A 23,851-nucleotide genomic window follows, 5' to 3' on the forward strand; every position below is an offset into this window, starting at 1 on the left:
CTATCCGTAGCGTCAATAAGCGGCACCAGGCTCTTTAAAACCATTTGTCGCGTCTAAGACTCGAGGGTCGAAGGGAATGCCAAGGGTTGCATGGTGAATCGTTTTAGTTAATCTCGAACCAATACTTCCGGCGAGCCTACACACAAAGATCGATTACTCGATCTTTACCTACCCCTTCCCAATCTTTCGGCGCGGGGTGGGTCGTAGCATTACGACCAGCGTACTACGCGAGTTTTGCTGCACCTCAAAGGTGCCGCTTTACCTTTTACCCACAACAACCGCTGTCGTCGTCGTCGTCATCGTCGTCGCCCGCTGAATCGTCGTCGTCGTCGTCATCATCATCGTCATCGATGTCGTCGTCGTCGTCGTCATCATCGTCATCGCAGGGCTCGGGCCATTCCATGCCCGGCACTCCGGCGCCGCCCGCGTCGTGCTCGTAGCTGAACTGCTCGATCAGCGTGCCATCGGGACGGAAGGCCGTGTAGTTGACCGCCGCGCCGTCGATTTCGACCTTAACGTAGTTCAGAGTCTTCTCGCTGACCACGGTCCAGTAGTCGCTGCCGTTGCCGTACAGCGGCGCGCCGCCGCCGCCGGTGACAATGTAGTTCACGTCGTTTACCAGGCCGTGCTCATAGTTGTGATCGTGACCGGCGAAAACCATGTCCACGTCGTAGGCCTCGAACAGCGGGGTCAGGTGCTCCCGAATTGACAGGGAGTCCCAATCATCGCCGTGGTTGGACGCTGAATACGGCGAGATGTGCAGGAAAGGCATGATGTGTTTGCACTGCGGATTGTCCACGGCCTGGGCCAGGGTCTGCTCGATGAACTGGTACTGCGCCGAGCCCGCGGTGTAGGGGCGCGTGACGTCGATGGCGATGAACTGGGTGTTGCCGTAGTGAAAGGCGTACATCGAAGGTTCGGGGGTCGAGGCCGGATGGCTGAAGTACTTGTCGAAGTACGGCCTGCCGCCCCACAGCTCGTGATTGCCCATTACGCCGGCCATGGCGGTCTGGGCGATCAGCGCCTGCTCCACGTCGAACCACGAGCGCCAATCGCCGGCCGAAAATCCGATCTCCACGTAATCGCCGGTGTTGATCAGGAAGTCCGGCGATTGCAGCGCGATGGCGTCGACAACCGCCTGATGGTCGTCGGCGTTGGTGCGGTTGTCGCCGAAGGCCACGAACATGAACGGCTCCTCAACGCCGACCCCGGTATAGAAGGTATAGATCGGCGAGGAGTTCTCGCCGGAAAGCGCACGATAGTAATATAGGCTGTTGGGCTCCAGGCAGCGCAGGTCCACGCTGTGCACGCCGCTTTGGACCTCGCTGGGCAGGACGCTGCCCAATTGCTGGGTCAGGCCGTACTCCACCGAGCCCGAACCCGCGTTGTCCTCCCACTTGACGGTCACGCCGCGATCCCAGACGTTGACCAGGAACGGGCCTTTGGAGAACTGCGCGTTGGCGATCCCACTAGTAAGCAGCACCGCGGCGCAGCCTATCGCCACCAGGGTCAGAGTTCGTATCTTCATCGTTTGCCTCGTCATTGCGTGCAACATGGTAGAGGATGCTAACAGAAAATTAGCTCCCAGATAACATCGGAAGCCTACAAAAATGACGTTTCTCGTATCGACGGTCCAACGTGGGACGGACGCAGCGCGCCGCTCGCCGGCTGCTTGAGCCCTGCATGTAAAACGTCTATGCTCTATCCTCGATCAACACACGAGATTGCCACAATGACTGAACTTTACGCAGGAATCGACATCGGGTCCCTGACCACCAAGTGTACGCTGATCGACCCCGAGGGTCGGATCGTGGCCTGGGATCTGCGCCCCACCGCGCCCAACGCTTCCAAGGCGGCTCAGGGCACGTTGACCGCCGTTTGTGCCGCGGCAAAGATCGAGCAGGGCGACCTGTCGCTGTTGGTGAGCACGGGCTACGGCCGCAACCGGTTGCCGTTCGAGGCCAAGTCGATCACCGAGATCACCTGCCACGCCAAGGGCGCGGCGCGACTGGTTTCCGGCGCACGAACCGTGATCGACATCGGCGGCCAGGACTCCAAAGCGATCCGCATCGACGAGCTTGGCAAGGTCGGCGACTTCGTGATGAACGACAAGTGCGCCGCGGGCACCGGCCGATTCCTGGAAGTAATGGCGCGCACCCTGGAAGTCGACCTGGATCAGGTCGGCCCGCTGGCCCTGGAGGCCCGCAGCCGGATCGCGGTGAGTTCGATGTGTACGGTATTCGCCGAGAGCGAGGTCGTGGGCCTGATCGCCAACGGCCATCCCACACCTGATATCCTGGCCGGGATCTGCCGTTCGGTGGCCGACCGCGTGGCCGCGATGGCCGCACGGATCGGCGTGACGCCCGCGGTGGTGATGACCGGCGGAGTGGCGCGCAATGCGGGCGTAGTGCTGGCCCTGAGCGAGAAGCTCGGGCACGAGGTCACGCCCGCGCCCCACGCCCAACTCGCCGGGGCCTACGGTGCGGCGTTGTTCTCGATGGAGCGCAATCGATCGATCAACGATTGAGGGAGAGCGATGAGCTCGAGCTATCAGGCCGCCCTGGAACGCCTGTACTCGCTGGAACGCTTCGGGATCAAGCTGGGGCTGGACAACGTCGGCAGGCTGCTGCGCGAGCTGGGCGATCCGCAACTGAGCTGCCCGGCGGTGCACATCGGCGGCACCAACGGCAAGGGCTCCGTGGCCCGCACCATCGCCCAGGTGCTGCACTGCGCGGGCTACGATTGCGGGCTGTACACCTCGCCGCATCTACAGCGCTTCAACGAACGAATCTGGCAAAACGGCGACCAAATCGACGACGGAGAGGTCGGCGGACTGTTCGACGAATGCTGGTCCGCAATGGAGCGCGTGCTGGCCGAGCAACCCTCGGCGCAACAGCGGCCGATGACCTTTTTCGAGCTGGTAACGGCCATGGCCGCGCTGTACTTCAGCCGACGCTCGGCACAGATCGCGGTCTGGGAGGTCGGCCTGGGCGGCCGCCTGGACGCCACCAACCTGGTGCAGCCGCAGGTGACGCTGATCACCTCGGTGGCGATCGAGCACGAGCAGTGGCTGGGCTCGAGTCTGGCGCAGATCGCCGCGGAAAAGGCCGGGATCATCAAGCCCGGCGTGCCCGTACTCACCGCGGTCTCGCATCCCGAGGCGCTGGAGGTTATCGAGTCGATCGCGGCCGAGCGCGGGGCTCCGCTGATGCGGCTGGGGCACGACTTCTCCTACACCCGGCTGTCCAAATCGCGGATGAACTACGACGGCCTGAGCCTCGACCTGCGCGACCTGCGCATCAGCCTCGCCGGTGAGCATCAGCTGGCCAACGCCGCACTGGCGATCGCTGCGCTGGAGCTGATCCAGACCCAGTTCTCCGTCAACGAAAACGACATCCGCCGCGGGCTGTCCCAGGTGCGCTGGCCCGGCAGACTCGAACGGATGGGCGAACAAGGGCAAATCGTACTCGACGGCGCGCACAACACCGAGGCCGCGCAGGCCCTGGCCGCGGCTCTGGCCGAATCGCCGCCGCGCGGCAAACGGCTGATGCTGATCGGCATGGGCGAGGATAAAGACCTGGCCGGGTTCTTCGAACTGCTCGGCCCGCATGTTGACCGCGCGTTCCTCACCCGCTCGCAACGGCCCCAGGCCGTGGACCCCCGGCGCCTGGCCGCGGTGGCCGGACCGTACATCGAATCGATCGAGATTTGCGACGACGTACCGGCGGGCCTGGCCGCGTCCCGCGCCCAGCTGCGCGAGGGCGACGAGCTGCTGGTCTGCGGCTCGCTGTTCGTGGTGGGCGAGGCGCGCCAGATTATCCAGGACGAGCAGGGAGCGCGATGAGACTTTGCCGCGCCCTGCTGCTCGGGCTGCTGATCGCCTGCCTGCTCGCCGGGGCTGCGGCTGCTCAGGACGAATCGGACCAGGAGCAGCCAGACCAGGAACAGGTCGACCAGGAGCAGTCCGGGGAAACGCCGGGGTTCGAGCAGCTCGTGGCGCGCGGACGCGAGGAACAGAAGGTCGTGGTCTCGGCCGAGATGATCACCGTCGATTCGGAAAACGAGCTGTACAAGGCGTTTGGCAACGTGGTGCTGATCTACGGCGAGCAAATCCTGATGGCCAAGATGGTCAGCCTCGATATGTGCAACAGCGAGGCCGTGGCCGTGGGCGACGTGCGGCTGATCGACCCCGAGGGCGAGATCACAGCCGAACGCGTGGCCCTGAACTTCGAGCGCGAGACCGGCTATCTGTTCTCGGGCCGCTTTATCATCCGCAAGGAGCAGGCGACCTACTTCATCGAGGGCGAACAGATCGAGAAGATCGGGCCGGACCGCTACCTGATCCACAACGGCAGCTACACCACCTGCCAGTGCGAGGAGGACGACGAACTTCTCGACTGGAAGATCGAGGGCAAAGACCTCGACGTGACCATCGACGGCTACGCCCGGATCCATGACGCGCGCTTCAGCTATTTGGACCTGCCGCTGTTCTGGACGCCCTACGCCGTGGTGCCGGTCAAAGTCACGCGCCAAAGCGGGTTCCTGCCGCCGTACTTGGGTTTCTCGGACCGCAGCGGATACTTCCTCGAGCTGCCGTTCTTCTGGGCGATCAGCCAGCGGGCCGACGCCACGTTCTACAGCGAGTACCTCGAGCGTCGCGGGTTCAAGCCCGGGATCGAGTACCGCTGGGCGCTGAGTGAAGGCGGCAAGGGGCAGGTCAACCTCGACTTCATCGACGACCGCGAGTACGGCGCGCGACGCTGGGCCATGCGCGGCGAGCAGACCCAGCGCATCACCCGCACCTTCAACGTGCGCAGCAAGTTGCTCGAGGTCTCGGACGATCAATACATCGGCGACTTCAGCCGCGACTTCAGCGGGCTGCGCTACGACCGCTACCTGCGCAGCAACATGATCGTCGACAAGCGTTGGGACCGGTTCAGCCTTAACACCGATTTCCAGCACTACAACGACCTGACGCGCGCCGACGATTCCTCGACCTGGCAGCGCCTGCCGCAGGTGAGCTTCAGCGCGATCAACCGCCCGATCTGGAAGCTGCCGATGCTCTTACGCGCGGGCACCGTGGCGACCAACTTCTACCGCAATAAGATCAGCGACGAGGAAAAGCTGCTCGACCCGCAAAAGAAACTTTTTCTCAGCGGCGGACGGCGCATCGAGGCTGTGCCCGAGATGCTGCTGCCGCTGCACTACCGCAACTGGTTCCAGTTCGTGCCGACCATCGCCTGGCGCGAGACGCTCTACCACGTGCCCGAGCGCGAGGAGCTGTGGCTGACCCGCGAGCTGTGGCGCACGCGCACCGACCTAACCACCACTCTGGAGCGGGTCTACGATATGGACCTGCAGGTGATGCCCGCGCTCAAGCATTCGATCGAGCCGCTGCTGGCCTACGAATTTCAGCCCGAGCCCGCAGACCAGGACGAGCTGCCGGTGTTCGACGGCAGCGACCGACTGAGCAAACGCAACGCGATAATCTACGGCGTGACCAACCGGCTGTGGGCCAGGCTCTATCTAAGTAAGCGCAAGACCTTCGCCAGCCTGCGGCTGATCCAGCTCCGGGTATGGCAGGAATACGATATCGAGGAGACCCGGCGCGAACTACTCGAGACCGTCGAGGACCAGGAGCCCGACGAGCGCCGCCCGTTATCGGACGTGATGAGCCAGCTCGAGGTCAAGTTCTCGCTGGGTCGCTTCTTAAACAAGATCTACATTCTGCAGGACCTGAACTACGGCGTGTACGACCAATGGCTGACGCGCTACAACGTGCTCGGCGGATTCGAGACCGTGGGGCGCTCGGGCGCGGTGCTCGAATACCGCTACCGCCGCGGTCCCGACGGCAAGGCCTCGATCGAATCGCTGGGCGGCAACACCCGGCTCAACCTCGCCGAATCGTTCTCGCTGACCTACGCCACCAAATACAACTTCCTCGACGATCAGTTCATCGAGAACATCTACGGCGTGGAGTTCCACTCGCTGCAACGCTGCTGGAATTTCACCCTGCTGATCGAGGACAAGTCCAATCCGCGCGAGCTGGTCACGCGTTTCATCATTGACTTGACCGGCCTGATCGAGTTCAAAGGATCGTGGTAGGTCCAAAGATGGGAATGAACAAGCACAAGTTGATCGTCAGCGACTTCCACCTCGCCGCCGGGCCCAAGGGTCCGGACGGTCGTCGCAACCGGCTCGAGGATTTCTTTCGCGACGAGCAGTTCATCGAGTTCCTCGACTTTTTCCGATCCAACCAGTACGCCGAGCGCGAGGTCGAGCTGGTGTTCAACGGCGACTTTCTCAACGAGCTGTTGGTGCCCTATCGCGGCTCGCACCCGGTGCGGATCACCGAGGAGATGTCGCTGGAGAAGGTGCAGACGATCATCGCGGGCCACCCCGAGGTGTTCGACGCGTTGCAGCGCTTCGCCGCCAGTCCCGGCGGGCGGATCGTGATCATCCCGGGCAACCACGACCAGGCGCTGCTCTGGCCCAAGGTGCAGAAGCTGCTCAAGGAGCGGATCAACCCCTACATCCGCTTCTTTGTCGACGCCTACAACTTCGACGGCGTGTACGTCACCCACGGCCACGCTTACGAGTTCATCAACCACTCCAACCCCTACAGCTTCTGGATCCTCGACCACGAGGGGCACGAGGTGCTGCGGCTGAGCTGGGGCAATTATTTCATTCTCGAGCTGATCAGCGAGCTCAAACTCAAACGGCCTTACATCGACAAGGTCAAGCCGTTCCGCGCTTACTTGCGCTGGGCGTTCTACAACGACGTGCGCTTTTTCTTCGAGGCCAACGCCCGGCTGGTGGCCTTCTACCTGCGCAACCGCTTCAGCCACGACCCGCTGCGCCGCCGCGAGTTCAAGATCGGCATCAACCGCTACAACGAGGCGCTGACCCACACCAACCTCGCGGCCGAGGCCGAGAAGATTTTGATCAACACCAACTACCATACGGTGGTGATGGGACACAGTCACAAGGCCGACTACGTTAACTTCGGCGAGGTCGGCCAGTACTTCAACAGCGGGACCTGGCTGGATCTGATCAGCCTCGACATCTCCGAACTGGGACGCCACAGCAATCTAACCTTCGTGCAGATCGATTACGTCGAGGGCCAGCCGGTCTCGCGGCTGCGCTCCTGGCGCGGCTCGCACAAGCTCGTCGAGGAGACGATCCTGCTTTGAGATAACCGCGCACAATCGCAGGCGGAGGAACCGATGCAAGACCGTACGCTGAAACTTTTACTGCTGCTGATCGCCGTGGGGCTAATGCTCAACGCGGCAGCCTCCTTCTACCAGGCGCTGGTGCCCGAGGCCCTGGCCGACTCGACCTCACGGATCTACATCGAAGGCGGCAAGCTGGAAGTGACGGTCCAAGGCGGATACGGCGGGCTGCCGATCAGCATTGAAAAGCCGGTGCGCATCGAGGGCAGCGGCTCGTCGTTCAATCCGCTGTACGTGGAAGTCAATAAGTAGCACCGATGCAGGAGTTAAGCTGTAACAGCTGCGGCGCTCCGCTGAAGATCGAGCCGCAGGACTTCCAGCACGGATACGCCACCTGCCCATTCTGCGACAGCGTCTACTCACTGGGTCCTGCGGCCCAGCCCGAGCTCGACGCCGACGTGCGGCGCGGCCTGAAGATGCTCTCGATGATGGACCGCTTCTTCGAGATCGCGCCGCCGGATCTCAACGAGCCGGCGCAGCGTCCGACCGATACAAAGATTGAGCTGCGCAACGTTCCGGGCTACTCGCTGCAAGTGAAAATCCCGCGCCGGGGCCTGAGCCTGGGCGCCGGGTTCATGGGGGTCTTCACTGCGTTCTGGTGCGGATTCATGGTGATCTGGAACGCCATCGGTATTTCCCAGGGCCAGTGGGCGATGGTCGCCTTCGGCCTGATTCACGACGCGGTGGGAGCCGGGCTGCTGATCTCGGTCTGCTGGAAGGTGTTCGGCCGCGAGGAGCTGATCGCCGACCACGGCGAATTTCAGCGGGTGCTGCACCTGTTCGGATTCAAGCGCCGACGCGTGATCCCCGTAGATAAAATCAAGGACGTTATTTTCAAAATCGTCTCGCGCAACAACAACACCAACAGCGTTACCCGCGGACTGTTCCTGGCGTTCAACGGCACCCGGCAGCGCATCGCATCCAACACCAATCGCGACGAGCAGCGCTGGCTGCGCACTGAGCTGCGCAAATTTCTCAAACTCGATACCGCATAAAACGCGCGCCGTAATGCCCCGACCCACGTCACAACCGGAGAGGTTGGAGGGGAATACTGTTTGTTTAACAAGATTGGTAAAGGCTCGCGGGATAATCCTGAGAGCGGCGCGTTGACGAATGCGGATGAATCTTTCAGGCTATGGACAACAATTTTGGGGGAGTTTAATCCGATGTTGCAAAAGACGAGTTTTACCTTATCCGCAATTCTGGCGTTGGTCCTGATCGCCGCGCCAATCGGCTGCGGCGGACAGCAGGCCCCGGCTCCGGCCACACAACCGGTTGCCGACGGCCAGGTCGTTGCCGAACATTATTCCGGCGAGAAATCGACTCAGTCGCAATCGTCCTATGACAACGCCTCGAACGCCTACGCCGAGTTCACCCGCATCCGTCGCGAGGACCCGATCGATTTCGCCGCGCTGACCAGTCTCTACCAGACCGAATTAGCGGCCTACGTGACGCGGGCCGATAGTTACGGCAGCACACAGATCGAGCTTGAGATCAGACAGGCTCTGCAAAAAGGCGCCAACGGCGAACACGCCCACGGCAACGTGCAGACCGCGGAGAAGCTGATCGGCTACGCGTTCCTGCTGACGTTCGTCAACAACCTCAACCAGCTGGCCATCGGCGCTGAAAACGGGGACGCCCTGCATCTGTTGCGCGGGTCCGGACCCTCGATCCGTAGCGCGGCCGTACGCCGCAGCGTATGGCTCGGAGAGGACAACCTGCTGCCTGCTGTGTTCGACGCCGCCTGGAAGGCGGTCGAGATTGCGGAACAGGGTGAGGATCCGCAAGCGCTGGACAGCGCCCGGCAGCAGATGCAAGCGTTCATTGCCAAGATCTATACGCTCTCGGTGCTCTACGAGCTCGACGGATTGTCGCAAGCGCGCGGCCAGGACGCGAACATTGCCGAGGAGAAGCTGGCCGAGGCTTGCACCTACTACCGTTACATCCAAGCCGAGCATCAGCGCCGCAATGCCCCGAGCGCCAAGAACGCGGGCGCGGAGCTGGCCAAACAACCCGCCGATGTGAACTGCGAGCTGGTGCGCGAACTGCTGCTCAACGACTTCAAGCCCGAGCTGGCCGACGTGGCGACCAGGCTGCCCGCCGGCTGAGAGGACACGGCACGTTGTTGAGACGCTGCTCGCTGCTGCTGATCGCGCTGCTGCTGTTCGCGGCCTCGGCCTGCGACCGGGGCAAGATCGTCGAGGGCCCGCTGCTGGAGCAGGTCGGCCCGTTCTCGGCCACGCTGAGCTGGAGCACCGACCGGCCGCTACGCTGCCGCGTGGCGTTCGGCGAGGGCGAACTTTTCGACCGCGAGATAATCCAGGAGCAATCATCGGGCGAGCACCGGTTGAAGCTCACCGGCCTGCGTCCCTCGACCCGCTATTGCTACCGCATCGAGCCTTGCGGATTCAGCGGCTCGCTGCGCACCGCGCCCTCGCGCGACGGTGCGTTCGACCTGCTACTGCTCGACTCGCAATCGCCCGAGTGCGACGGCCGCGACGCGGGCCAGGAGCAGCCGGACATCGTGGTGCTGCTCCAAGCCTGCGACGCTGAGGTTGCCCAAGAGCGGCACTCGATCCTGACCCTCGAGCTGCCCTTGCAAGAGGCGCTGGGCATGCGCTACGGCCGCTGGGGTTTGGTGCTGGCGCCGGATATCCAGCGGGCTGTAAACGCGTTGCCGATCGAGGGAGCCGAGCGCCGGATCGTAGTGCTGCCCCAACTGCCCCAAGCCGCGCCGCCAGAGCTGGCCCAGGACGTGCTGGTCTCGGCCCAAGGCGCGCTGTATCAGGGGCGACGCTTAAATTGGAACGGCGCCGGACGGCTCGAAGTCGACGCGTTCGAGCTGGCGGCGATCGAGCTTGTAGACGGCGACCGCGTGCGCAAGGTGATCGTTCAGGCTCCGCCCGAGACGCGTAAATCGTGCCTGTACTGCGACCGGCTGCTCGAGAGCGGCCGCTACGAGGAGAGCCTGGCGTGGTATCGCGACTTCGTGTCCCAGAACCGGGAACGCCACGAGATCGAGGACGCGTTGTACCAGATCGCGCTGATCCTCGACGAAAAGCTGCACCGTTACGACGAGGCGCTGCAAGCCTTTCGCAGTTTTTTACAGCGCTACCCCGAGGGCCGGCGCGCGCCGTTGGCCGAATATCGACTCAATTATTTACTGGGCCATGCCGACGATAACTTCGAACCCCTGCGGCTGTTCGAGGGAGCCAAGGCCTCGCTGGTGGCCGACGATCCACTGCCCGCCGCCGAACAGGTCGAGCTGCTGATCGATCGCTATCCCCAAAGCACGATAGTCCCCGAGGCGCTGCTGTGGCTGGCGCATCTGCTCGAACAGCAAGATGAAAAACGGGCCCGCGAATATTACGCGCTGCTGATCCAGCGTTTTCCCCAAAGCCCCAACGCGCCGCTGGCCGCCATCGCCGTGGGCGACGTGCACTACAAGCACAATCGCTACCGCAGCGCGATCGCGGCCTACGAGCAGGCGCTGAGCATCGCGCCGCCAAGCTTCCAAATTTCGATCGAGGAGAAGCTGAACAAGTCGCACCGTAATATCCGCCGCGAGGCGATCCACTTGACCTGCTGGGCGCTGCTGGCGATCTGGGTGCTGATCACTGCCTGGCTGCGCGCCCGTCCCAACGCGGACGACCTGGCATACAGCGCGGTGGTCGCGGCGCTGTTCGCCTCGCTGATCGGCGGCTACTTCAGCCTGACCTACGAGAACACGCGCGAGCTGCTGCCCGTGATCTGCGCTTTGGCCGGAGCGATGACCCTGGTGCTGCTGTGGAGCCGCGCATTGGGCACGCGTCTGCACAACAGGCCGGGCTGGCTGCTGTTGCTACACACGCTGAGCTGCTCGTTGGCCGCGGCGTTTCTGGTGATGTATTGGTTTCATTTCCTCTACCTGTTTGGGTTGTAACCTTGATTCGGCTGTGCACCGCGCTGGTTCTGTGCGCGCTGCTGCTTTGCGGCTGCGGCGAGGCCGGCGGTCCGGTGCAGGCCGGCGGCGTGGCCCCGGACTTCCGCGCCCAGGACGTATTGGGCCGCACCCATTATCTAAACGACGAGCTGGACCGGCCGCTGGTGCTGACGTTTTTCGCCACCTGGTGCGCGCCGTGCAGACGCGAGATCCCGCTGATGATCGAGCTGGAAAAGCGCCACGCGGGCCGCGTCAACGTGCTGTGCGTGGTGGTCGACGCTCAGGCGATCGACAGCGTGCGCTCGCTGGTGGCCGAGCTGAAGATTCCCTACCCGATGCTGCTGGACGAGAGCGGGCGCATCAAACGCATCTACGGGGTGCAGTCGCTGCCCACGACATTGGTGATCCGGCCCGACCGTAAGATAGCCGCACGCTTCGTCGGATTCGACGACCAGGACGCCGCGGCGCTGGACGAGCTGCTGTTGCGGCTGGTTGCGGTCAAATGATGCGGCGCGTCGGACTCGCGCTGGCGCTGGCCGCGCTGCTGTGCGCGACCGACGTTTTCGCCGCGGTCAAGTTCGGCCCTTATTTGCAATCGTTGGCGCCCGATCGAGTACGGGTCTGCGTATCCTGCGACCAGGAAGACCGCTTCGAGGCGCGCCTCACTTCGCCGCAAGGCGAGCAATCGATTGTGGCCCTGGATGGACACGACCCGGCCTGCGCCGACTTCAGCGGTCTCGAGCCGGACCTGACCTATCGCTACGAGCTGCTACTCGAGGGCAAGCCGCAGGAAACGAGCGGCTCGTTCGTGGCCGACAGCACGGAGCAGCTGAGCCTGGTGATTTTCGGAGACACGCGTTCGGGCGACAACAGCTTCGATCTTGACCATCGCCGCGTGGCGCAAGCCATCAGCCGCTCGGTGCTGCCCGACGCGATCGTACATACCGGCGACTTTGTCGAGCGCGGCAACGACCCGGCGCTGTGGGCCAACTTTTTCCAGATCGAGTCACAGGTGCTGGCCGACGCGCCGCTCTATCCGTCCATCGGCCGCTCGGACCAACCCGGCGTGATGATCCGTCGACTCTTCGGGCTGCTTAACACGAACGGCTGGTATTCGTTCGACCGCGGGCCCGCACACTTCGCAGTGCTCAACCTCTGGCAGTCGCGCTCGCAAGACTCGGATCAGACTGCGGCCGATGGTGCGCAGGCGACCTGTTTGCGCGCGGACCTGGCGGCCGCGCGTGCCGCGGGCGCGCGCTATTTGTTCGTGGTGATGCACCAGCCGGCGTTCGACCTGGAGGGGCGTAGCCCGCGGGCGATGCGCGAGGTCTACATGCCGCTGTTTCAAAGCTTCGGCGTAGACGCGGTGTTCAGCGGCGCGCACTACTTCTCCCACGCCCTGCGCGAGGGAGTGCACTACTTCACCAACGGCGGCGGCGGAGCGCAGTTGGTCACCGAGAATCCGGCCGAGGGCCTGTTCCTGTTTCACGGCGCAATGCACCATTTCCTGGCGTTGCAGATCGACCGCGCCGGTGCGCGGGTGAGCGCCATGGACGCGGACGGCGATCCGTTCTACGAGGTCCAGATTCAGGGGACCGCGCAACGAGCGCAGGAGCCCGGCGCGTCGAACTACGTCGAGACATTCGGCAGCGGCGCGCGCTCCGCGGCACTGACCGTGTTTTTCGAGCCGGGCTGCGATGATTGCCAAGAGCTGCAAAGCAGGCTGCCGCAAATCGCCCAACGGTTGGACGCCACGCTGGTGGCAACGTTCCGCTCCCTGGACGATCCGGACAACTTGGCGCTGCTGCGCTCGCACAGCGATGGCCAGGCCGCAGCCCCGGCGGTGCTGGTGGACGATCAGACCCTGCTCGGCTTGGAGCAAATCGATATGCTGCTCGACGAGCAGCTCGCCCGCAGCCTGGAGCGAGGAGGGGCGCGGGAATCACGCTCCAGCGGCCGTTTGGTTGCAGCCGCAGCAGCAACTACCGGCGCATTCGCCTTACTCGCGGCAATAATCCTCTCTCGCCGCAAACGCTCCGCCCGATAGCAGGATCGGGGGGAGATCAAGTAAAGATCGAAAATTTGCCCGGCACCTCAAAGCCACCCGGCGCCGGGCGGGCCGTTGGATTAGGACCGGCGAACTACGCGAGCCATGCGGGCACCTCATAAAGTGCTGGGCGCGGGGTGGATCGTGGCATTACTACCAAAGTTCTGCGCGAGTTTTGCTGTGGCTCAAAACTGCCCGTCGCGGAGTGGCCCGTTGTATTAGGACCGGCGAACTACACAAGCCATGCGGGCACCTCATAAAGTGCTGGGCGCGGGGTGGATCGTGGCATTACTACCAAAGTTCTGCGCGAGTTTTGCTGTGGCTCAAAGCCACCTAGCCGATGCCGTTCATGGGGAAGGTTTTTTCCAGGTGGAACTCGATCGTGCGTTCCAGCTCGGCCACGGCGCGCTCCTTTTCCGCTCCGGAGGTATATACGCGCATCTCGCGCAGGCCGCCCGAGCGTTCGCCCGATCCGAGGAACACACCGCCGACCAGTCCGGCGTAATCGTCCACCGGCTCGGCGTCGCACATCACTAAAAACGCCAGGGCCCAGCCGCGCGCGGTCTTGAGCGGATCGTATCCGCCGCCGCCGAACAGCAGGACCGGCTTTTGCAGCTTGCGAATGCGGGCCAGCATGTCGGCCACTGAGTTGTTGGTCATCCGCAGGTGGGTCAGCGGATCGTTGTTCAGCACGTCCATGCCGATCTCGATTACGAGCACGTCCGGGTCGAAGCGCTCGACCAGCGGGTAGACCACGGTGTTGAAGGCGTGGACGAACATGCCGTCGTCCGTGCCCGCGGGCAGTGGCAGGTTGACGTTGAACCCGCGGCCCAGTCCGGCGCCGATCTCGTTTTCAAACCCGCACCAGGGGTAGAGCGTATGGCCCGATTCGTGGGTCGAGATCGTCAGTACTCGCGGGTCGGCGTAGAACGCGTCCTGGGTGCCGTTGCCGTGATGGGCGTCGAGATCGACGTTGGCCACGCGCAGTCCGCCGTCGGCCAGTTGCATGCAGGCCAGCACAACGTCGTTGACGTAGCAGAACCCCTCGGCGTGGTCGACCCCGGCGTGATGAAACCCGCCGATGGGGTTGAACACCAGATCCTTGCTTCCCCGGGCCAGCAGTTGCGCGCCGGCCAGCGAGGCTCCGGCCGAGAGCGCGGCCAGGTCGTAGAGCCCCTTGAACGCCGGGCAGTCGTCGCCGCCGATGCCGTATTGCAGCATCTCGATCGAGAAGTCGTAGCGGCCCTTGCTGATGCGTTGCATCGCCTCGAGGTACGCTCCGTGGTGGAAGCGCTCCATCTGCTCGAAGCTCGCCGGCTCGGGACTCAGCCGCTCGAGCCACGGCTGGTCGAGCACTCCCTCCGAGGCGAGAATCTCCATCAGCAACGCCGCACGCTCCGGGCGGAACGGATGATTCGGCGGATATGTGAGGTGCTCGTGTCCACTGTAGCTGAACAGGGCTGTTCGTGGTTGCTGCATCAGAGATACCACCTGTTCCGGCCCGCGGTCATCGACAGCCGCAACCGATGGGCGGGGCGCATTGCCGCGGACCGCGATACCGTTGACACATCCGGGAGACTACACCCAACCTATTGCGTCTTCAAGGCACCCGCAACCATGGACCCCCTTGCCGCGACTACCGGTAAGGCTCGCGTGCATCGAGGCTATGCGGGCCATTTCATCCGTGCCGCTGTTCGTGGATAATGGAGGATGCTTTTCACGCAGACAACGGAAGAAGATCGGTGAAAAAAGGAAAGGGGCTGCCCTCAATGCTGATACCGACCATCTTGCTGGGCGTGATCGCCCTGGCCCTGCTCTATTTGGGCTATTCGCGCGGAGACGGCGTGCACCTGACCGGTCTGAAGTCGGGGATGACCATGCTGCTGCAGATCACGCCGCTGCTGATCTTTGCGCTGATCATCGCCGGGATGGTGCCGCTGCTGATTCCCCAGGAGACCGTGGCCAAATGGATCGGCGTCAAATCCGGATTCCGCGGGATCGTAATCGGCTCGCTGGCCGGCGGCCTGGCCCCGGGCGGGCCCTACGTCAGTCTGCCGCTGGCGGTCTCGCTGCTGCGCTCGGGAGCGGGCGTGGGCACGATGGTCGCTTTCCTCACCGGCTGGTCGCTGTATGCGGTGAGCCGCCTGCCGCTCGAGGTCGGCATCCTGGGCTGGAAGCTGACCGTGATCCGCCTGGTCAGCACGCTGATCTTCCCGCCGCTGGCGGGCCTGCTGGCCCAGTTCATGTTCTCGTGGGTCAAAGATCTAAACTGATCCGGCTCGGTTCCTCTCGCGCAACGCCCGCGGCAGCATAATCGCGTAATACTTGATGTAGGTCCAAAAGCGATGATCGCGGCCGCGCAGAGCACCGAGCAGTTGCAGCGCGATCAGCAGCGGATAGGGCAGCTTGGCGAGTTTGGTCCAGCGATCATTACGCAGCATACGCTCGGTCCAGCTTGCGGGCAGCAGCGGCAGCACCTTTAGCGCGTGAGTGGCGGCGTTCACTAGCCTCAGGTGTTGGGGATCGTCGATGGCTGGCTCGTGGAAAAAATCGTTGATCCAACCGGCCTCGATCCGCGCCCGCTGCTCAGCGTCGACGGCGCCGACTTGCTGTTGGCGGTCGAGCAACGCCGTGCCTGGGAACAGCGTTAGATAGTGGCACTTGATGCGGTTGAGCATCTTCAATCCGCGGAAGAATTCGACTGTGCGGCGGTAGTCGTCGCTGGTCTCGCCGGGCAGGTTGAACATGATGTCCACGTCGTAACGCAGGCCGATGCGGTCGCACAGTTTGAAGGCGTCCAGGGATCGATCCAGCGGCTCGTTGCGGCCCAGAATGTCGCGGCGCAGCTCGTCGTTGACCGTCTGTAGGCCGAACTGCACGGTAAAGCATCCGGCGCGCTTCAGCGCCAGGGCGATCGACTCGTCGAGCAGCTGCGAGGAGCCGAAGCAACGGAACGGAATGTTGATCGCGTTGCCGTAGCTCTCGAGCAATTCCAGCGCCCAGTCGCGTTTGACGTGCAAAATCGTATCGACGAACAGCACCTCTTTGGGCCGCCAAACGCGCTTGGCGCGGGCGAGCTCGTCGAGCACTTTGCCCACGCTACGCAAGCGAAAGAAGCGCCGCTTGTACATGTCCGAGACCGTGCCCTCGCAGCAGTAGGTGCAACGGTTTGGGCAGCCGCGCGAGGCGGCGATCAGGTAGCTCAGATTGGGCATGGAGTAGTGCGCGAACAATTCCTTGCGCGGCAGCGGCAGCGTGTCCAGATCGACCAGCGGGCGTAGTGGATTGTTGACCACGCGGCCCTGATCGTCGCGCCAGCAGAGGTTGCGCATGCCGCGCGGGTCTGCGCCGCGTCCGATAAAATCGAGCAGCTCGGGCAGCGCCTGCTCCCCTTCCCCGCGAACGGTGTAGTCGACCTCGGGCTGCGCCGCGAGGTACTCGGGAACCAGCGTGGCGTGGGGTCCGCCGAACACCGTGGGAATTGCGACCTTGCTTTTAATGCGACGCGCCGCTTCCAGCGCCCACTGCACGGTGCTGGTGTAGGGCGAGAACGCCAGCACGTCCGGCGGCGCGGCGATCGTCTCGGCGATCAGCCGTTCGCCGCGCGCCAGCAGCCGTTCAAGCCGTGGGACATAGAATACGTTGTCCTCGGGTCCGAGCAGGCCCGGGTCCACGCCCACGCTCACCCGATGGCCGTGCTGCTCAAGCACCGCGGCGAGCAATTCGATCCCCAGATGCTCGCGGCCTAGGTGCAGGAAGTGGACGTGCATCGGCGGCTAATCCTGGCGCGCTTTGGGGTGGGCCTTGTAGACCTCGAACGGCTGGTTGCGCTCGAGCCAGTCCTCGCTACGCGACTCCTGACGGAACGTCATCTCGAGGAAGCCCATAAACTTGCGCCTGAACTCGCCCAGGGTGCGCACCTTGAGCGTGTGGCGCATCAGGAACAGCGGCCGGGCGTGGAAGTTGATATAGGCCCACTTGGTCAAGCGGTCGATGTCCTCGTTGGTCAGATCGGTCCACGGTCGCGGCAGCGCCGCCTCCACCGCGCGCCCCATTACGTATTCGCGCCAGTAGTCGTAGCCCGTGGATTGAACCAGCTCGCGCCACATCCCGGTCCAGGGCTTGGCCGTGAGCTTGCTGAACTGCACGTAATCAAGGTGCAGGCTCTTGGCGAACTTGATCGTGCTGGCCACGCTCTGCCTAGTCTCGCCGGGCACGCCTATTAGAAAAAAGCCCAGCGGACGGATGCCGCAATCGCGGGTGAGCTTGATCGTGTCGCGGATCATCTTCAGCGAGATGCCCTTGTTGATCTCGTCGAGCTTCTGCTGCATGCCGTGCTCAATACCGTAGTAGATGCGGCCGCAGCCCGCGTCGGCCATGTCGCGCAACAGCGCCTCGTCCACCGAGTCGACCCGCGAGCGGCAGGCCCAGAGTATGTCGAGGTTGCGCTCCTTGATCAGCTTGCAGATCCGCCGCGTGCGCTTCTGGTTGAGGGGAAACTCATAGTCGAAGATGTCGATCTCGCGCACGCCGAAGCGATGATAGACCTGCTCCATCTCGTCCACCACCTGCTCGGGAGTGCGCGCGTCGTGGGGCGTGCGCCCGGCCTCGCAGAACACGCAGGCGTGCGGGCAGCCCTTGCTTGTGACCATCACGGTGAAATTCTTGCGCTCGGTGGGGAACTCCTCGTACAGCTCGTTGGGCAGGCTGGCGCGATGCGGCAACGGATAGTCGACGAAACTCGGCGCCGGGTCGACCTCGGGGGTCTGGACGATGCGGCCGTTGTCGCGGAACACCAGGCCGGGCACGTCGTGGAAATTGCCGCCGTGCTCCAGCTCGCCGAGCAAGGCCGGCAGCGTGTTCAGCGCCGAGTTGACGCAGCCGAAGTCGACCTCGGGGTGAACCAGGCTCTCTTTGGGATAGACCCGCAGGTTGTAGCCGCCGATGATCACCGGCACGTCCCGCAGCCCCTGCTTGATGAAGCGCACCCATTCCATGGTCTCGAGAAACATGTAGGTGGTCATCATCAGGCCCACGGCGTCGGGCTTGAACTGCTTGAGCCGCTCCAGGGTCTGCTCTTTGCTCAGCCCCAGGGTGCGGGCGTCGATAATCTGAACCTCGTGGCCCGCGGCCTCGGCGATCCCCGCGGCCCAGCAGATGCTCAACGGCGGAAACAGGCCGAAAAAGCGCTGGACGACCCGCAGGTTCTCCTCGTGCAGCTTGTAGGAAAACGGGTTGAAAACGAAGGCGAGACGCATATCGCTCCGGTCGCTGTCGCCGGTCCGAACCGCTCAATGGTTCCCGGCCGTGGTTTCAATGCAACTACAGCGGACCGACCCCGGGCCGGACCGCTTCCTCGGGCACGCTCATCTCCCCCTCACTGTGGTTACGCTACGACATGGCGGGCAAATTCTATGTAGCACAACTCACTTGCAGCCGCTGATATTAACGCCGTAACGGTCCTTTGTCACTCACTTCACTCAACCCCGGCCGCTAAACGCCGCCTGTGCGTCAGCAGTGCGACTATCAACTTGACCGCGAAGAACACGGCCACCTGCAGCAATACAATCAGCGCGCCGCTGGGCAGTTCCAGGCGGTAGGAGAGGTAGAGTCCGAGCATCGTGCTCAACAGGCCGACGACCACCGACCAGATAATCATCACCGACATCTTGTCGGTCAGGTCGCGGGCCACGGCGCCGGGAATCACCAGGAACGCCGAGACCAGCACCACGCCCACGACCTTCATCGCGCCGACGATCGTCAGCGCCAAGAGGGTCAGCAGCAGGTAGTGCAGCCCGGCGGTGGGCAGTCCGGCGACCTGGGCCATCTCCTCGTCGAAGGTGTAGAACAGCAGCTCCTTGAACAGCAGCGCCACGCTGAGCAACACCGCGACGCCGACCACCGCCATCACCAACAAGTCGCCGCGCGAGACGCTGAGGATCGAGCCGAACAGCAGGCTCATAATATCGACGGTGTAGATCCGGCGCGCGCTGACCAATACGATCGCCAGGGCCATCGACGCGGCGAACAGGATGCCGATCGCCGAGTCCTCGCTGATCCCGCCGCGCCGCGAGACCAGGCCGATCAGCACCGCGACCAGCACGCAGAACGCCGCGGTGATCAGGCTGCCCAACGGCCCGTTGACCTCGGCGGCGGGCACTATCAGCAGCGCCACGGCCGCGCCGGCGAACGCCGAGTGGCTGATCCCCTGGCCGATGAACGCCATGCGCCGCAGCACCACAAAGCAGCTCAGCGTGGAGCAGACCACGCCCACCAGCAGCCCGGCGAGCATCGCGCGGCGCAGAAAGGCGAACTCGGCCAGCGCCGAAAAGAACGACTGCTCATCCATCGTCGGGCATTCTCAGTTCGATATGCGCGCGCTTCATCTCGTCGAGCTCGCAGGCGTAGGCATCGTCGAGCAGCCGCTCGTCGAGCAGCTCGGAGCGGCCGTGAAAGTGCATCGTACGGTTGAGGCAGGCCAGCTTGTCCGCAAACTTCTTCATCGGTCCCAAGTCGTGGCTGACGATCAGTACGGCCAGCGACATCTGTTGCATCAGCTCGCGGATCAGCTCGAACAGTCGGGTCTGGCCCCAGGAGTCCACGCCGCTGGTCGGCTCGTCGAGGATTAAAAGTCGCGGCCGCGTGACCAGCGCGCGGGCGATGAACACCCGCTGCTGCTGCCCGCCCGAGAGCTGGCCGATGGGCCGATCGGCAAAGCGCTCCATGCCCACCAACTCGAGCAGCTCATGGGAGCGTTGGCGCAGGTCGCGACCCACGCGGCGGCCCACGCCGCGCTGGGCGTAACCTCCCATGGCCACGACCTCCCAGGCGCTGACCGGGAAGCGCCAGTCCACCACGTGCTGCTGGGGCACGTACCCCAAATCGGCGCGCAGTCGGCCCAGCCGTTGGGGCGGTCGGCCGAAGACCAGCACGTCCCCCGCGTCGGGCCGCAGCAGGCCGACCACCAGCTTGAGCAGCGTGGTCTTGCCCCCGCCGTTGGGCCCGATCAGACCGACGAACTCGCCCTGGTCCACGTGGAAGTACACGTCGCGCAGCACGCTGTCCGCGGCGTAGGCGAACGACACCCCGCGCACGATGATCTGCGGGTTGACGCAGGTGCACTGCTCGCGACCGGTGCACAGGCCGGAGAATTCCTCGCGACTCATCTTGCGCCGCGCTCCATGCTGGTCAGGATCTGCTCGACGTTGAAATTGAGCAGTCCCTGCAGCGTGTCGCGCCCCGGCGTATTCGGCTCGCCCAGCGGGTCGAGCACCATCAGCGGCACGCCTAGTTCCGCAGCCAGGGCCTGGGCCGCGCGCGGACTGAGCTGCGGCTCGCGAAACACCGCGCCGACTCCGCTTTGTCGCGCCCGATTGACCAGCCGGGCCATGGCGCGCGCCGAGGGTTCGGCCCCGGGCGAGAGCGTGATCACCAGCATCTCGACGCCCAGAAACTCGCAGAGGTAGGAGTAGGCGCCGTGGACCACCACGATCGCCCGGCCGCGAAACGGCGCGCAACGCTCGGCGGCCCGGTGCGCCAGATCCTCGAGACTCGCGCTGAGCGTCGCGGCGTTGGCCTGGTACTGGACAGCGCCCTGCGGGTCGATGCGCATCAGCTCGTCGGCGATCATCCGCACCAGCGCGGGCAACAGCTCGGGGTCGAGCCAGATGTGCGGATTAACCTCGCCGTGGCCCTCGTGCCCGTGTACATCGCCGTGAGTATCGAGCAACCCCTGCTGCCTCAACCGGTCGCCCAGCAGCATCGGCCCTCCGTTGCGCCCACCCTCCAGGGCGCGCTCGATCCATACGTCCAGCCCAAGTCCCACGGCGAACACCGCGTCGGCGGATTCGATCCGCGCCAATAGCTGCGGTGTGGGCGCGAAGGTGTGCGGGCTGGCCCCCGGCGGCACGATGGAAAATGGCTCCACGCGCTCGCCGCCGATCTGGCGCAGCAGGTCGTACAGCGGAAAGATCGTGGCCGCCACCCGCAGTTCGGCCGCGGCCGCGGCCACTGGCGCGCAGAACGCCGCAAGAGCGAGTATCAACAACAGCCGACAATGCGTTCTCACCAAGTTCCTCCCAATGCTGCGACGCGCGAAGAACCAAGGATGACGAGTCTGTTGATTATACTCGCCCGACAAGCGTTGAGACCAACGCCGCGATCAACAGCGCAACCGCCGGGATCGCGGCCAGCAGCGCGGCCAGCGGCATCAGATACTCGTAGCCCGAGCTGTAGGCGCGCGGATCGCCGCCTTGCACGCACACGTCGAGCACCGCCTCGGCGATATCCTCGCTCACCGTCTGCACCAGGGCCGCGCCGAAACGTTTGTCAGCCGCCGCCGGGTCGCCCACGTAGCCGCGCTCGCGCCCGTCGAGCACCCAGCACAGGTCGCGGTAGACGATCAGCGCCGCGCCGGGCAGCCGTTCGCGATCCGCCGGATCGCGCACAACAAGCCGCGCCGGAAGCAGCGACAGATCGATCAGCCGCCGCAACCAGGGCCGCTCGCGCGGAAAAATCGGCGGCAGTTCGCGATACTCCGGCCGCACCTGGTCCGGCGCCAGCTCGAGCAGCAGCCCGGTCTCAAGCAGTCCTGCGTGCAGGTCGCAATCAAGGTGCGCGGCAAGGCTCGCGTCCAACGGCTTGCCGATAATCTGCTCCCAACGATCCAGGTATTGCCCCAGGTAGGAGCGCGCCGCCGGGCGGCTGGTGGGAGCGATTACGCGCAGGCCGCGTTTACGCAGCTCGCGCATCGCCGACTCGATAGCGATCACGTGCGCCAGGCCGCCGTGTCCGGTGAGCAGCACCAGCCGCGTGATTCCCGTGGCCGCCAGCCGCCGGCCGGTCTGCACCAGCAGCCGCCGCAGTGTACGTCCGTTTATTTTAAGGCTGCCCGTGCCGCGGATCGTGGCCGCACCGATGTGCAGCGTGGGGTGCAGCAAAATCGTCAGCTCGGGGCGCATCTCCGCGAGCAGCGCGGCCGAACGCTGCGCCAGTCCGCGGGAGATCAGCGCGTCGGTGCTAAGCGGCAAATGCGGGCCGTGGCGCTCCGGCGCGCCAAAGGGCAGGAACAACAGCGCCTGGGAAAGATCGAGCCGTTGCAGCTCGTCCTGGGTCAGTCGTTGATATTCGTGGATGGCCATCGGCGTTGGTTAAACCAGATTGCTCGGTTTGCTTCAAGCGGCTTGCGACAAATGCGTAAACGCGACGATTGGTCTGGAACGCAGCCGATGATAAAGTCCGGGCTATGCAAGTACTACTGGTCCAACCGCAGGCCCACGAGGGCGAGCTGTTCAATTTGCCGGGCAAAGAGATCCCACTGAGCATTTTGAGCATCGCAACCTATTTGCGCTCGCAGGGAATCGACGCGCGGGTGCTCGATCTGACGCTCGAGCCCGCGCCGCGCGCCGCGCTCTCGCTGGCGCTCTCGGGCGAACCGTCCGTCGTCGGCGTGACCTCCTACACCACCAACGTGGCCCTGGCCCATCGCGTGGCCCAGCAGGTCAAAGCAGAACAGCCCCAGGCCGTGGTGGTGCTCGGCGGGTTCCATGCTTCGGCCCTGCCCGAACGCACCCTCGAGGAGTTCCCGGCCTTTGATCACGCGGCCGTGGGCGAGGGCGAGATCACGCTGCTCGAGACGGTGCAGCGCGTGTTGGCGGGCGAAGATCCGACCGGCGTGCTCGGGCTGTACAGCCGCGGCGAGGGCGGCGTGGTGTTCAGCGGGCCGCGACCGTTGATCGAGGATTTGGACTCGCTGCCGATCGTCGACCGCCGACTGATCCAGAACGAACGTTACGTGCCCGACCCGGGCAACTATCATCACCTGCCCTCCACCGGAGTGATCTACAGCCGCGGCTGCCCGATGAAGTGCGCCTACTGCTCCAAGTCGGTGTTCGAGGACACGGTGCGCTTCCGCAGCGTGGAAAACTTCATCCAGGAGCTTCAGCTTTGCGGCGAGCTGCACGGCATCACCGACTTCCGGCTCTACGACGAGGGCCCGACGATCCGCCGCCACAAGATGGTCGCGCTGTGCGAGGGGATCCTCTCGCGCGGACTGCGCGTGAGCTGGAACTGCTTCTCGCGCGTGGACACGGTCAACCGCGAGCTACTGCAGCTGATGGCGCGCGCGGGCTGCTATCACGTGATCTACGGCGTGGAGTCCGGCCACCGCCCGACCCAGGAACGGATCTCCAAGGTGCTGGACATCGAGCAGGTGGTGCAGGTCTGCGAGACGACCCGCAAACTGGGGATCGAGTGCAAGGCCAACTACATCATCGGCTTCCCCTGGGAAGACGAGCAGGCAATCAGACAAACCCTGGCGCTGACCCGCAAGGCGGCCACCGACCTGGTGTCGATCAACCTGTTCAAGCCCTTCCCCGGCTCGCGACTCTACAACGAGATGTCGGCTGCGGGGCAGATCAAGGACGTGCCCTGGGAGGCGTACTTCACCACCAGCTCGACCGAGGTCTTCCAGGGCAAGGTCAGCCCCCAGCGGCTCAAGCGGATCCTCAAGCGCGCCTGGTACGGCTACTACTTCCGGCCGCGAATGATCGTACGCCGTTTGCGGCGCCTGCTGAGCAACCCGCGGCGCGAGCTGACGATGAACCTCACCGGAATCCGGGTGCTGTTGGCCAACCTCTTCCGCTGATCACT

At 64.2% G+C, this 23,851-nt stretch carries 20 protein-coding genes; 12 read left to right on the forward strand and 8 right to left on the reverse strand.

Annotated features, from left to right (window positions below):
* Positions 1-265: 265 nt before the first annotated feature.
* Entirely contained in the window at positions 266-1,528 is a 1,263-nt protein-coding gene (locus P9M14_00335; protein MDP8254170.1) for a metallophosphoesterase, read from the reverse strand.
* A gap of 204 nt (positions 1,529-1,732) precedes the next feature.
* Between P9M14_00335 and P9M14_00340 the strand changes: the two genes are divergently transcribed.
* From P9M14_00340 to P9M14_00385, 10 genes are all read left to right on the forward strand, one after another.
* Positions 1,733-2,527: an acyl-CoA dehydratase activase gene (locus P9M14_00340; protein MDP8254171.1), complete on the forward strand. Its 795-nt coding sequence runs from the start codon at positions 1,733-1,735 to the stop codon at positions 2,525-2,527.
* A gap of 9 nt (positions 2,528-2,536) precedes the next feature.
* On the forward strand, positions 2,537-3,844 hold the full coding sequence (locus tag P9M14_00345; GenBank protein MDP8254172.1) for a folylpolyglutamate synthase/dihydrofolate synthase family protein: 1,308 nt from the start codon (positions 2,537-2,539) through the stop codon (positions 3,842-3,844).
* The gene (gene lptD / locus P9M14_00350) at positions 3,841-6,105 is read left to right on the forward strand and encodes an LPS assembly protein LptD (protein MDP8254173.1); all 2,265 of its coding nucleotides are present in this window, start codon (positions 3,841-3,843) and stop codon (positions 6,103-6,105) included. The genes P9M14_00345 and lptD overlap by 4 nt, the downstream gene beginning before the upstream one ends.
* A gap of 14 nt (positions 6,106-6,119) precedes the next feature.
* Positions 6,120-7,193 (forward strand): metallophosphoesterase, encoded by a 1,074-nt coding sequence (locus P9M14_00355; protein MDP8254174.1) that lies wholly within the window; start codon positions 6,120-6,122, stop codon positions 7,191-7,193.
* Positions 7,194-7,226: 33 nt separating this feature from the next.
* The gene (locus P9M14_00360; protein MDP8254175.1) at positions 7,227-7,484 is read left to right on the forward strand and encodes a hypothetical protein; all 258 of its coding nucleotides are present in this window, start codon (positions 7,227-7,229) and stop codon (positions 7,482-7,484) included.
* A gap of 5 nt (positions 7,485-7,489) precedes the next feature.
* Positions 7,490-8,227, forward strand: a complete 738-nt coding sequence (locus P9M14_00365; GenBank protein ID MDP8254176.1) for a hypothetical protein — start codon at positions 7,490-7,492, stop codon at positions 8,225-8,227.
* A gap of 171 nt (positions 8,228-8,398) precedes the next feature.
* Positions 8,399-9,340 (forward strand): hypothetical protein, encoded by a 942-nt coding sequence (locus tag P9M14_00370; protein MDP8254177.1) that lies wholly within the window; start codon positions 8,399-8,401, stop codon positions 9,338-9,340.
* Positions 9,341-9,357: 17 nt separating this feature from the next.
* Entirely contained in the window at positions 9,358-11,154 is a 1,797-nt protein-coding gene (locus tag P9M14_00375) for a tetratricopeptide repeat protein (protein ID MDP8254178.1), read from the forward strand.
* A gap of 2 nt (positions 11,155-11,156) precedes the next feature.
* Entirely contained in the window at positions 11,157-11,660 is a 504-nt protein-coding gene (locus P9M14_00380; GenBank protein MDP8254179.1) for a TlpA disulfide reductase family protein, read from the forward strand.
* Positions 11,660-13,201: a metallophosphoesterase gene (locus tag P9M14_00385; protein MDP8254180.1), complete on the forward strand. Its 1,542-nt coding sequence runs from the start codon at positions 11,660-11,662 to the stop codon at positions 13,199-13,201. The genes P9M14_00380 and P9M14_00385 overlap by 1 nt, the downstream gene beginning before the upstream one ends.
* 333 nt (positions 13,202-13,534) lie before the next feature.
* On the opposite strand, the gene P9M14_00390 is transcribed toward P9M14_00385, so the two are convergent.
* A complete protein-coding gene (locus tag P9M14_00390; GenBank protein MDP8254181.1) occupies positions 13,535-14,680 on the reverse strand; it encodes a hypothetical protein in 1,146 nt (381 codons plus the stop codon).
* Positions 14,681-14,943: 263 nt separating this feature from the next.
* Between P9M14_00390 and P9M14_00395 the strand changes: the two genes are divergently transcribed.
* The gene (locus P9M14_00395; protein ID MDP8254182.1) at positions 14,944-15,474 is read left to right on the forward strand and encodes a permease; all 531 of its coding nucleotides are present in this window, start codon (positions 14,944-14,946) and stop codon (positions 15,472-15,474) included.
* Here P9M14_00395 and P9M14_00400 read toward each other — a convergent pair.
* The 6 genes from P9M14_00400 to P9M14_00425 form a co-directional block, all read right to left on the reverse strand.
* The gene (locus P9M14_00400) at positions 15,466-16,971 is read right to left on the reverse strand and encodes a radical SAM protein (GenBank protein MDP8254183.1); all 1,506 of its coding nucleotides are present in this window, start codon (positions 16,969-16,971) and stop codon (positions 15,466-15,468) included. The two genes, P9M14_00395 and P9M14_00400, sit on opposite strands and share 9 nt — an antisense overlap.
* Before the next feature lie 6 nt (positions 16,972-16,977).
* On the reverse strand, positions 16,978-18,459 hold the full coding sequence (locus P9M14_00405; GenBank protein MDP8254184.1) for a radical SAM protein: 1,482 nt from the start codon (positions 18,457-18,459) through the stop codon (positions 16,978-16,980).
* Positions 18,460-18,677: 218 nt separating this feature from the next.
* The gene (locus tag P9M14_00410; protein MDP8254185.1) at positions 18,678-19,550 is read right to left on the reverse strand and encodes a metal ABC transporter permease; all 873 of its coding nucleotides are present in this window, start codon (positions 19,548-19,550) and stop codon (positions 18,678-18,680) included.
* On the reverse strand, positions 19,543-20,367 hold the full coding sequence (locus P9M14_00415) for a metal ABC transporter ATP-binding protein (GenBank protein MDP8254186.1): 825 nt from the start codon (positions 20,365-20,367) through the stop codon (positions 19,543-19,545). The genes P9M14_00410 and P9M14_00415 overlap by 8 nt, the downstream gene beginning before the upstream one ends.
* A complete protein-coding gene (locus P9M14_00420; protein ID MDP8254187.1) occupies positions 20,364-21,269 on the reverse strand; it encodes a metal ABC transporter substrate-binding protein in 906 nt (301 codons plus the stop codon). The genes P9M14_00415 and P9M14_00420 overlap by 4 nt, the downstream gene beginning before the upstream one ends.
* Before the next feature lie 55 nt (positions 21,270-21,324).
* Positions 21,325-22,341 carry a creatininase family protein gene (locus P9M14_00425; protein ID MDP8254188.1) on the reverse strand — a complete coding sequence of 339 codons (1,017 nt, stop codon included), beginning with the start codon at positions 22,339-22,341 and terminating at the stop codon, positions 21,325-21,327.
* 104 nt (positions 22,342-22,445) lie between these two features.
* On the opposite strand from P9M14_00425, the gene P9M14_00430 reads away from it, so the two are divergent.
* Positions 22,446-23,846: a radical SAM protein gene (locus P9M14_00430; protein MDP8254189.1), complete on the forward strand. Its 1,401-nt coding sequence runs from the start codon at positions 22,446-22,448 to the stop codon at positions 23,844-23,846.
* The last annotated feature ends 5 nt before the right edge of the window (positions 23,847-23,851 follow it).

It is taken from the genome of Candidatus Alcyoniella australis (genome assembly GCA_030765605.1).
Classification (GTDB): Bacteria; Lernaellota; Lernaellaia; order JAVCCG01; family Alcyoniellaceae; genus Alcyoniella; species Alcyoniella australis.